General features: G+C 36.4%; 9 protein-coding genes and 1 pseudogene. 6 read left to right on the forward strand and 4 right to left on the reverse strand.

Annotated elements, in window-relative coordinates; all coding sequences use genetic code 11:
• Positions 1-139 precede the first annotated feature (139 nt).
• Complete coding sequence (locus tag HMPREF2731_RS11765; protein ID WP_002329773.1) at positions 140-1,003, forward strand: DegV family protein; 864 nt, start codon at positions 140-142, stop codon at positions 1,001-1,003.
• Positions 1,004-1,131: 128 nt separating this feature from the next.
• Here the strand turns inward: HMPREF2731_RS11765 and HMPREF2731_RS11770 are convergent, their stop codons facing one another.
• Entirely contained in the window at positions 1,132-2,754 is a 1,623-nt protein-coding gene (locus HMPREF2731_RS11770) for an ABC-F family ATP-binding cassette domain-containing protein (RefSeq protein ID WP_002292637.1), read from the reverse strand.
• A 249-nt stretch (positions 2,755-3,003) separates the two neighbouring features.
• On the opposite strand from HMPREF2731_RS11770, the gene HMPREF2731_RS11775 reads away from it, so the two are divergent.
• Positions 3,004-3,525, forward strand: coding sequence for an HdeD family acid-resistance protein (locus HMPREF2731_RS11775; RefSeq protein WP_025481604.1), 522 nt, complete (start codon positions 3,004-3,006; stop codon positions 3,523-3,525).
• A gap of 430 nt (positions 3,526-3,955) precedes the next feature.
• On the opposite strand, the gene spxB is transcribed toward HMPREF2731_RS11775, so the two are convergent.
• Complete coding sequence (gene spxB / locus HMPREF2731_RS11780; protein WP_002292641.1) at positions 3,956-5,686, reverse strand: pyruvate oxidase; 1,731 nt, start codon at positions 5,684-5,686, stop codon at positions 3,956-3,958.
• 164 nt (positions 5,687-5,850) lie between these two features.
• Here spxB and HMPREF2731_RS11785 point away from each other — a divergent pair, with 164 nt between their 5' ends.
• Positions 5,851-6,669 carry a ZIP family metal transporter gene (locus HMPREF2731_RS11785; RefSeq protein ID WP_002292643.1) on the forward strand — a complete coding sequence of 273 codons (819 nt, stop codon included), beginning with the start codon at positions 5,851-5,853 and terminating at the stop codon, positions 6,667-6,669.
• Between the two features lie 101 nt (positions 6,670-6,770).
• Here the strand turns inward: HMPREF2731_RS11785 and HMPREF2731_RS11790 are convergent, their stop codons facing one another.
• A complete protein-coding gene (locus tag HMPREF2731_RS11790) occupies positions 6,771-6,968 on the reverse strand; it encodes a hypothetical protein (protein WP_002292644.1) in 198 nt (65 codons plus the stop codon).
• 168 nt (positions 6,969-7,136) lie between these two features.
• Here HMPREF2731_RS11790 and HMPREF2731_RS11795 point away from each other — a divergent pair, with 168 nt between their 5' ends.
• Both HMPREF2731_RS11795 and HMPREF2731_RS15140 read left to right on the forward strand, forming a co-directional pair.
• Positions 7,137-7,715, forward strand: coding sequence for a TMEM175 family protein (locus HMPREF2731_RS11795; protein WP_070873056.1), 579 nt, complete (start codon positions 7,137-7,139; stop codon positions 7,713-7,715).
• Positions 7,716-7,809: 94 nt separating this feature from the next.
• Positions 7,810-7,947, forward strand: a complete 138-nt coding sequence (locus HMPREF2731_RS15140; protein ID WP_002329770.1) for a hypothetical protein — start codon at positions 7,810-7,812, stop codon at positions 7,945-7,947.
• A 919-nt stretch (positions 7,948-8,866) separates the two neighbouring features.
• On the opposite strand, the gene HMPREF2731_RS11805 is transcribed toward HMPREF2731_RS15140, so the two are convergent.
• Complete coding sequence (locus tag HMPREF2731_RS11805) at positions 8,867-9,370, reverse strand: VanZ family protein (protein WP_002292649.1); 504 nt, start codon at positions 9,368-9,370, stop codon at positions 8,867-8,869.
• A 623-nt stretch (positions 9,371-9,993) separates the two neighbouring features.
• On the opposite strand from HMPREF2731_RS11805, the pseudogene HMPREF2731_RS11810 reads away from it, so the two are divergent.
• Positions 9,994-10,644, forward strand: a pseudogene (locus HMPREF2731_RS11810) (ABC transporter substrate-binding protein); the annotation flags it as partial.
• Positions 10,645-10,676: the final 32 nt, after the last annotated feature.

Below are 10,676 nucleotides of genomic sequence, written 5' to 3' on the forward strand. Positions count from 1 at the left end.
CTTGAAGCTGACCACTTCTGTCACAACCTCTTATTTTGATTAGAACTTGCGAAAATAAACCGGTTAAAGTGTGTCTAGCGCAAGAGATTTGCTATAATAGATGATAAGGGTAAAATGTAACGAGAAGGGGTTGAAAAATGTGTATCAAATTGTAACAGATTCTTGTTGTGATCTGCCATACCATGTATTAGCAGAAGAAAAAATTGATTTTTTATCAATGAATCTCCAATTGAATGATCAAGAGTTAGTAGATGATCTCGGAAAGACATTCAATTATGACCGCTACATGAATCAGCTGAAAAATGGTGCGATGCCTACGACATCACAAATCAATGTTGGCCGATATTTAGAATTTTTCCGTTCTTATGCGGAAAAACAGATTCCTGTCTTATATGTGGCTTTTTCCAGCGGATTAAGCGGCTCTTACAGCAGTGCGCTTCAAGCTGTTGAATTACTGAAGGAAGAATATGAAGTCCCTGAGATCTATGTTTTTGATACAAAAGCTGCAAGTATCGGGGAAGGGCTTTTAGTATTGGAAGCTGCAAGATTGAAAAAAGAAGGGAAAAGTATCGAAGAAACCTTAGAGTGGCTGGAAAAAAATTATTTGAAAGTCCATTCATGGGTAACTGTAGACGATTTGAAGTATCTAGAACGAGGCGGTAGGATTTCCAAAGCAAGTGCTACTCTGGGCAGTCTATTGAGTGTAAAGCCTATTATTACGGTAGATAAAGAAGGAAGGCTGACGAATGTTGACAAAGTTCGCGGAAGGAACAAGTCGATCCAGACAATCGTCAATGAGACGGTAAAAACAATCGTTGCGCCACTTGATCAAATCGTTTATGTGGCTTACGCTGGGGATCTAGAGAGCGCGGAGAAGGCAAAACGGCTTTTGGAAGAGCAGATAAAGATGAAAGATGTGAAGCTTTATCCCTTAGGACCAACGATCGCCAGTCACACAGGCTATGGCTGTATCGCGATTTTTTCGATGGGAATCAGTCGATAAAAGCAGTAACTCATTCTGTAAAAAAGCCCAGGATTTGAATGTAACAAAAATAGCGACTCTTAAAAGATAGATGAGCATCCTATCTCTTAGAGGTCGCTGTTTTTTTGTTTTTTAAGCTAAATAGACCGTTACGCCCATAACTCATTCAATTGTTTTTGAATATCTGTGTTTTCCAAGAACTCATCATATGTCGTATCAGCCCGATCAATCACACCTTTATCTGAAACAGCAATGATCCGGTTTGCCAATGTTTGGATAAATTGATGGTCATGAGAGGCAAACAGGATCGAGCCAGTAAATGCCATCAAGCCATCATTCAATGCGGTGATTGATTCTAAGTCTAAATGGTTCGTTGGATCGTCTAATACAAGTACGTTAGCTTTCGAAAGCATCATTTTTGAGAGCATACAACGGACTTTCTCTCCACCAGATAAAACATTCACTGGTTTCAATACTTCTTCACCAGAAAAAAGCATTCTTCCTAAGAAACTTCTTAAGAAGGTGTTGTCATCTTCTTCTTTGCTTGCATATTGGCGCAACCAGTCTAAAATCGTTAGATCCGTGTCGAATTCTTTCGTTGTATCCTTTGGTAAATAAGAATGACTTGTTGTTACTCCCCAACGTACTGTTCCAGTATCTGGTGTAATTTCACCCATTATAACTTTGAATAGTGTTGTTGTTGTTATATCATTTTCTGCGACAAAAGCAACCTTGTCTTCTTTGTTTAAATTAAAAGATATATCATCTAAGATTTTCTTTCCATCAATCGTTACACTTACATTTTCTACCTGCAATAAGTCGTTTCCGATCTCACGTTCAGGTTTGAATCCAACGAATGGGTAACGTCTAGAAGAAGGCTGGATATCGTCCAAAGTAATTTTTTCAAGCATTTTTTTACGTGAAGTTGCTTGTTTTGATTTTGATGCATTCGCACTAAAGCGAGCAATGAATTCTTGGAGCTCTTTGATTTGTTCTTCTTTTTTGGCATTTGCATTCGCTTGGAGTTTAGCCGCTAATTGACTAGATTCCAACCAAAAATCATAATTTCCTACATAAAGTTTAATTTTACCAAAATCCAGATCCGCCATATGTGTACATACTTTGTTCAAAAAGTGACGGTCATGGGAGACAACGATCACAGTATTTTCAAAATTGATCAAAAATTCTTCCAACCAATTGATCGATTGGATATCCAGACCGTTTGTTGGTTCGTCTAGTAAAAGAACATCAGGTTTACCAAATAGTGTTTGTGCTAACAACACTTTTACCTTTTGTCCGCCAGTCAATTCACTCATTTGCTGATGGTGCAATTCTTCAGGGATGTTCAGACCTTGCAGTAAAACAGCTGCTTCTGGTTCTGCTTCCCATCCATTAAGCTCAGCAAATTCTCCTTCTAATTCAGCTGCTCGAATACCATCTTCGTCAGTGAAATCTTCTTTCATGTAGATCGCATCTTTTTCTTTCATCACTTCATACAGACGCTTGTGCCCCATGATGACTGTTTCAAGTACAGTATAGTCTTCATAGTCGTAATGGTTCTGTTTCAATACGGCCATCCGTTCATCTGGTCCCATAGTAACGGAACCTGTGGAAGGCTGCAGATCCCCTGATAACACTTTAAGGAACGTTGATTTACCTGCACCATTTGCACCAATCAAGCCATAGCAGTTTCCGGGGGTAAATTTAATATTCACATCATCAAATAGTTTGCGGTCTGAAAAGTGCAAACTCACATCATTTACAGTAATCAATTTTTTTCCTCACTTTTATCATTATTAGTTTTTGACAAGTCTTATAGAATTATATAGGGGAAAGGTAAAAGATTCAAGGCAATCGAACATTCTTTGTGTTTCACGTGAAACAGAATGAAGAAAATAAACATAAAAGAGGAGTAGAAATAGCTGCTATAGGATTTTTTAGTTTGCAACAGCATAATTTTTGACGTTATTTATAAGAGGGAGTACTATAAAACTGTAAAAGAAATGAAAGAAGGATTGAAAATGGATGAAAAAAGAACCATCGACTGGGGCTCATTGATTTTGGGAATTTTATTTGTACTTGTCTCATTGTTATCATTTCAAGACCCTGTCGGAAATTTAGTTGCAATTGTAGTAGTCTTTGCGATTTTTGCCTTTATTAAAGGAATATTTGAACTGTTTGTACGTAATAAATTAAAAGAGCTAACAGGATATAAAGGAAAGATGCCCTTAATAATCGGGATCATCGATATTCTAGTTGGCGTCTTTTTCTTATTCAATATTGGTGCAGGAGTCGCAGCATTACCTTTTGTTTTTGCAGTATGGTTTATTGCTGATTCCGTTTTAGCGTTATTTACTGCTGACTTGGCAAGAGGAGTAAGTGAAGGATATTATTGGTTTACGATCATCGTCAATATTTTAGGAATTTTATTAGGAATTTTCTTATTGTTTAATCCAATTTCTTCTGCGTTGACATTAAGCTTTTTAGTTGGGTTCTATTTTATGTTATTCGGCATCACACATATCGTCTATGCGTTTAGATAAGTGAAATCAAACAAATAAAAAAGCCAGCTTCCGGTAACAGTTTGACTGTTGCAATTGGTAGCTGGCTTTTTTATCATGGACAAATATGCACGAGGTAATCTTTAGGTGTCGAGACAAATTTATGCAAAAATGTGAAAAGTAATAGGCACAAATTTTATCTTAATACTTGAAACATACCGCAGTTGTCACAACCTCTTGATACACGGTGTTCAAAAGCTTGCATCTGCGGTAATAAGCCCAACCAAACGAAAAAATATGACGAGCTATTTTTGTTTTGCTGTTTTTATTACTTGATGCAGGGCAGCTTTTTCACAACCTCTTATACACGGTGTTCCACCTGCTGCTTCTCGGTAATAAGATCGCCGTCCTAGAAAATATGAGGAACTATTTTCTGTCCATCGTTCTTATTACTCGAAGCATAGCGCAGTTGTCACAACCTCTTTTCATATAATTCATTCAATACTGGCAAATCATGGACTTCATATTTTTCTTTGAATGCTTGGATTTCTTCTTCAGAATATTTTCTTGGATCTAAATGAAGATCTTCTACTGGCAATGGACGCTTGTTATTGATTTTCACATCGATCACTACAGGACGGTCTGATTTTGCGGCTGCATCAAAGGCAAACCGAAGTTGCGAGTATTCTGTGACTGTAAAGCTTTTTGCACCGAGGGCTTCTCCAACTTTACCGAAATCTGCATCTTCTAAAAATACACCGAATTTCTTTTGTTCCGTATCTTCTTGTTCTGCTTCGATGAAACCAAAAGAATCATTAGAAAAAACAACATTGATAATTGGAAGCTGATATTTGACTTGTGTAATGATATCTTGCATGACCATAGCAAATCCGCCATCACCACTTAAGGTAAATACTTGTTTTTCTGGGTAGCTTAGTTGTGCGGCAATTCCTCCAGGCACACCATTACCCATAGTTGCGAACCATCCAGAGGTTGTATGTTTTTGTTTACCGTTCATATTTAATAAGCGAATAGAATGGATAGTCGTGTTACCGACATCTGTGACGAAAATCGCATCGTCTTCAGCAATCCGATTGATTTCTTTATAGACAGCCTCTGGTCGAATCGGTTCTTCCTCACGATCTTCAAAAGATTTCAACCAATTTACCCATTTTTCTTTATTTTCCTGATTTGCTAGGTACCAGCTATCAGCAGGACGAGCATCACCTAATTCGACCAGTCTTTGCAAAGCTGTGTTTGCATCACCGAGAATCGACAGCGATGTTTCATGGCGCCGTCCGAATTTTGACGCATCAATATCGATTTGGATAAATTCAGCAGTTGGATTAAAAAATGCACGTCCAAACGGGAAGTCGCTACCGACAAATAAGATCAGATCGGCTTCTGCCAATGCTTCATTTCCGGGTTTAGTAGCGACACGTCCAGCAAAACCAAGAAAGTTTTCATAATCATCAGGAATAATTCCTTTTGCTAGAACGGAAGCGACAATAGGAACTGAAAAATGTTCTGAGAATTCTTTGATTTGCGGAAATCCGTTTCGCGTTCCTTGACCAACATAAAGAACTGGTTTTTTTGCTTTTTCAAGATAAGGCAAAGCAGTCAGCAAATCTTTTTCTTCTGGTAATATCACACTTGTTTTGTGAGTGTGAGCAGTAGAGAAAGGTTGTTCATCAATTTCTTCAAAACCAAGATCAACAGGAATAGTCACGATAGCCACACCTTTATGCTCATAGGCGGCTTTAATGGCTTCATCTACGACATGTGGAAGACTTTGGGGCGTCATGACTGTACGATTGTATACGCTGACATCTGCGAAAATAGGATTTTCGTTTAATTCTTGGAAAGAGTTATAGTTCATGGATGTAGAAGCAACTTGTCCTAAGAACGCTACTAGAGGCACATGGTCCATCTGTGCATCATACAAACCATTGATCAAATGTGTCGCACCAGGTCCTGCAGAGCCGAAGACAGCGCCGACTTTCCCGGTTAATTTTGCATCTGCTGCTGCTGCTAGTGCACCGACTTCTTCATGACGGACTTGAATATATTTGATTTCGTTTTTTTCGTGATATAGCGCATCCATAATCGAATTGAAAGATCCTCCGGGAATGCCATAAATATGGTCGATGCCCCAGCTTTCAAGAACTTTTACCGTTGCGACTCCTGCATTGATTTTTGACATGGTGTTTCACTCCTTTAGCAATGATGATCCATAAATTTTTTGTATCTAGAGTATAGAACTTTTTATCGAAAATCCCAACTAATTCGTCTTTTCACAAAAATGTAGTCATGTTTTTGGGAATATGCTAGAGTAGTACATAAATAGATTCAAGAGAGGGGAATGGCATGGTTGAATGGCTATTGAGGCTTGATCCTTGGCAGCAAGCACTTGCTGGGACAGCTTTCACTTATTTTATGACAGCTCTTGGTGCCGGATTGGTTTTTTTCTTTAAAGAAATCAAAAAAGAAGTGCTAAATTTGATGTTAGGATTTGCTTCTGGTGTCATGATTGCTGCAAGTTTTTGGTCCTTGCTCGATCCAGCGATTACAAAAGCAGAAGAAAATGGAGATATTGCTTGGCTAGTTGTAAGTATTGGATTTGGTTTAGGTGGGGTGTTTTTATATATGGCAGATAAAACACTGCCCCATATGCATTTTGGACCGCAACATGAAGCAGAAGGATTGCCTACCCATCTAAAGCGGACAATCTTGCTTGTTTTTTCTATTACATTGCATAATGTTCCTGAAGGTTTAGCCGTAGGGGTAGCGTTCGGTGCAGCAGCAACTGCGGATAATCCGACAGCCGCTATACTAGCCGCTGTTTCGGTGGCGCTAGGTATTGGTATCCAAAACTTCCCAGAAGGAGCAGCTGTATCAATCCCATTGCGACAAGAAGGTCTGAGCCGTAAAAAGGCCTTTGTTTACGGACAAGCTTCTGGAATCGTTGAACCAATCGCTGGGGTGATTGGCGCACTACTAGTAACGAAAGTGGAGCTGCTGCTTCCTTATGCACTTGCTTTTGCTGCAGGAGCGATGATTTATGTCGTGGTGGAAGAATTGATTCCCGAAGCACAGCAGACATTGTCTAGCAAACGTCATTTTGCAGTTTTTGGTGTTATGAGCGGATTTATCATTATGATGATCTTGGATGTAGCATTAGGATAATTGGGAAAATTCATATATGATATATCAAATAGGGTCGCGAACTTATGTCGCGACCCTATTTTTAAGTAAGTTATATCATAACGGAGTGATCATGTGATTCATTAATAATAGTTTTTTCGATGTGTATTGCCTTTGATCCAACGAACGAGCCAGATGATAAGTGCGATTGGAATCAAAATTTTGACCGCAAACCATAAAAGGCCACTTACGACACTAACAAAAAGACTGATGACAAAGCTAGCGGCAATCAACACTAAAAGAACCATGAAGATATTTAAGAACATATTTTTTTGACGCATACAAAACCCTCCTCTTGTTCATTCCTTACTATAGAAAAAGTATAACAGGGATTCTCTAAAAACACCTCCAACTGCAGACTGATTTTTACTTCATCTGCTTAAATGATCAAACAATTGCTTTTTCCCTTGTTTATCATCTAAAATAGAGCGGAAAAGGAGGAGAATATCATGCCTAAAAATCGTCTTGAAGCATTTACAGATGCTGTAATCGCCATTATCATGACTATTTTAGTTTTAGAACTTCATGAACCTAACGGAGATACGTGGGAGGCGCTCGCTGCATTAGGTTACCGATTTTTTATCTATATTGTCAGTTTCATCATCTTAGCGATTTACTGGAACAATCATCATCATTTATTTCAAGTTGTACATAAGATAAATGGACGGGTCTTATGGGCGAACAGTTTCTTTATTTTTGCGCTTTCACTTTTTCCATTTGCCACTTCATGGATCAGTGAGTACATCAATAGTCTGGCTCCAGAAATGACTTATGGTTTTGTTACCTTGACCGCTAACATTGCGTATTATATCTTGGCAAAAGAACTTGTCAAAGCAAATAAGGGTCACGAGAAAGCATTGAAGATGATGCTGAATGATTACAAGAAATCATACTTATCGATTGGCTTGAATGTTTTAGGAATTGTCTTAGGCTATTTAGTAGCGCCAGTAGCCGTGCTGATCGCAAACATCGTGATTCTTGCTGCTTGGATCATCCCAAGCCGTACCATTGAATCACAATATCGATAAAATGATCCATGTTTAAAATTTAAGAGAAAAATATAGAAAAAATAAACAAACGATCAAATATCCGAGTGATACTAGTATTCAAAGAGGGATGCAGATGGATCAAAAAAGACTTCATGTAGGACTGATTACTAGTTTTATCACGATGCTTATTTATTTGGATCAAGGTCATTTGACTTGGACAGTAGTTGGTGTCACGGTATTCTTGACATTATTCGCAGCAATAAAAAAATAAACATCTTTATGTAAGCTAATATTCTATCTATTTAATAAAAACATGTTTACAGCAGAATCATACTGCTGTAAACATGTTTTTATTTGTGGAAAAAATTTTTAAAAAAGTGTATCGAAAAAAATCGTTAGTTTTTCCACAGTGGATAACTTTATGATAGCTAAAAAAACAATAGATTAGTTAAAGGAGGCATATAGATTTCTTTTGTCAAGGGATATACAATAGAAATGAATAAATATTAACGAGAATTCAGATGGGGTTAAAAAAGTAAATTCAGAAGAGTGAAAAATAACGAACCAACTATATTTTTAGTGTTATTTTATAGTTAAAAAATAACGATACACTTGTTTTGATTTCTCTGCTACTTCTAAAAACTGCTGCTTTTTCCTTTGAAATGTCTTCAAAAAGTAGGATCAGGTAAAATCTACTGGCAGAAATCAAGGAAAAAGATACCTTCATAAGAGAGAAAAATGATAGAAAAGAAGAAAAATTATTTATAGAACAAGCTTTTTACAATAAATAGATATACCTATATGGGGTATAAAGAAGAACGAAAATTTCTCAATCGATTTAAGTGTCGAATAGGAAAATGTTAAGATATAAAGCTTTTAAGCTAAAAAAATAATCATTTTTGATTAAAATGCGTACTTAAATTATGAACGGCTTATGGTAATACTTATTTTTCAAGGAAAAGGACATTTCATTAATAGAATTAATCTGAAAATAGACGTAACCGTTACTTTACTATTTTTTGATAAAAAAACAAAGGGAAACATATCCTGACTGCTTCAATGTGTAAGATGTACACTCCAAATGGTAGAGGTGAAAATCGATTTTTTTGAGAATCAATAATTGAATAAAAAAGGACTGTCATAGGTACACACTGGAATGTATCTGTGACGGTCCTTTTTTATGAACGATTTTATCGAAGACGGATAGTACGTGTCAAAAATAAAAAAGCTACGATTAGAAATAACAATAAAACGTACCCCAAAATAACGACTAGGCGATCCAACTTATTTGTCGATAGGTGTTTGTTTAAAAGCTGATAGAACCATAATCCAATCAGACCTCCTGTTGTATTAGTAATTACATCAGTGATATCCGCTACGCCAATACCGAATAGGAATTGAATAAACTCTGCGAAGAAGCTTACAAGGAAAATGATCCCTAATTTTTTAGAAAAGGAAAGCCCTTTGAAATTGACATTCAAAAGCACCCCAAAAGGAAAAAAGACAATCAAGTTATAAGTGGTCTCGCGCAAAACCGTCGTATTTTCAAAAGAAAAAGTAGAAAAAGGGACGAGATTGACATTGCTATAAGAATAAGTGAGAAATTGTGGAAGATTAAATGACAGCTTGAATAAAATCAACCATAATAGAAAGAATAAATAAATCCCTAATAAAAATTTTGATACATACCGCATAGACATCTCCTCCATTTAAAAAGTATACCATCGAAAACTGCTGAAAAATCATAAAAAAGTATGAAGTTTAAGGACCAACGTAGTTATCGTACGAAAATTAGAAGCTTTTTTTGTTGGGAATCCGGTTTCTTTTAAATGAGTCTAAAATGAGAAAACGTCCAAATATATAACTTAAGTAATTTTTATTCGTTCACTTTTTCCTCTCAAAGATTATTTTTAATAATTATATAAACTACATGCATATATATATTATTTTTCGTATAAAAGTGAGATATGCTATACATGAAAAAATTATGGAAAGATAAGTCTTTCAACACTTTTTTCTTCGGATTCATTCGTTTTACGCTTATTGTATTAATGATATTTACCTTTTTATTTTCTTGATGATAAAAAGAAAAAGTTAGATAATTGCATATATAGTTATATATATAAATTTCAGATAATTCGAATTATTTTGCTGAATCACCTTGACATTGCTTAACGCCAAATGTATTATTTCAATAACTTTCATTATCTTTTAATTATTTCAGGTGATTTATTAATTAAATATGTTGCGCAATTATCTGGTTAATAGGGGTTGAAAAGGGTGAAAGCAGTATAAATAAGAGGGGGATATACATTATATGAAAAAAGTTTTAGCTTTGCTTCTAGTAAGTGCCGTTATGCTGGGAGCATGCGGGAGTAATGCAAAAGGGTCTAGCTCTTCAAAGAAAAGTGACCTTGTATCAGAATATAGTTCTGTATATGTAACAGATCTTGAAACGCTAGATTACACATTCTCATCCCGTAAAACGAATAGTGACCACTATACTAACTTTGTGGAAGGTCTTTTGGAAAATGACCAATACGGGAACCTGAAAGGCGATATGGCTAAGTCATGGGAAGTTAGTGATGACGGGTTGACTTATACGTATCATCTTCGCAAAGGTGTTCCTTGGGTGGATAGTGAAGGAAATGAGTATGGGGCTAATGTGACAGCAAATGACTTTGTTACTGGGTTGAAACACGCGGTAGATGTACAATCAGAAACGTTATATATCGTGGCAGATAGTATCAAAGGCTTATCTGATTATATAGATGGTAAAACGAATGATTTTTCTACTGTTGGGGTAAAAGCAGTAGATGACTATACGGTGCAATACACATTGAATAAACCTGAACCATTCTGGAACTCCAAAACGACTTACGGTATCTTATATCCAATCAATGAAGAGTTCCTAAAATCAAAAGGGAAAGATTTCGGTAAACCAACACCAGACTCCATCCTTTATAATGTGGAATGGCAACAGTTTTTTTGACAAATTTT

It is taken from the genome of Enterococcus sp. HMSC072F02 (assembly GCF_001837725.1).
Classification (GTDB): Bacteria; Bacillota; Bacilli; order Lactobacillales; family Enterococcaceae; genus Enterococcus_B; species Enterococcus_B lactis.

Bases quoted from the DNA above. Each gene is read 5' to 3' on its own strand.
- HMPREF2731_RS11775 (WP_025481604.1), top strand. From the start codon at position 3,004: ATGGATGAAAAAAGAACCATCGACTGGGGCTCATTGATTTTGGGAATT.
- spxB (WP_002292641.1), bottom strand. From the start codon at position 5,686: ATGTCAAAAATCAATGCAGGAGTCGCAACGGTAAAAGTTCTTGAAAGC.
- HMPREF2731_RS11785 (WP_002292643.1), top strand. From the start codon at position 5,851: ATGGTTGAATGGCTATTGAGGCTTGATCCTTGGCAGCAAGCACTTGCT.
- HMPREF2731_RS11790 (WP_002292644.1), bottom strand. From the start codon at position 6,968: ATGCGTCAAAAAAATATGTTCTTAAATATCTTCATGGTTCTTTTAGTG.
- HMPREF2731_RS11795 (WP_070873056.1), top strand. From the start codon at position 7,137: ATGCCTAAAAATCGTCTTGAAGCATTTACAGATGCTGTAATCGCCATT.
- HMPREF2731_RS15140 (WP_002329770.1), top strand. From the start codon at position 7,810: ATGGATCAAAAAAGACTTCATGTAGGACTGATTACTAGTTTTATCACG.
- HMPREF2731_RS11805 (WP_002292649.1), bottom strand. From the start codon at position 9,370: ATGCGGTATGTATCAAAATTTTTATTAGGGATTTATTTATTCTTTCTA.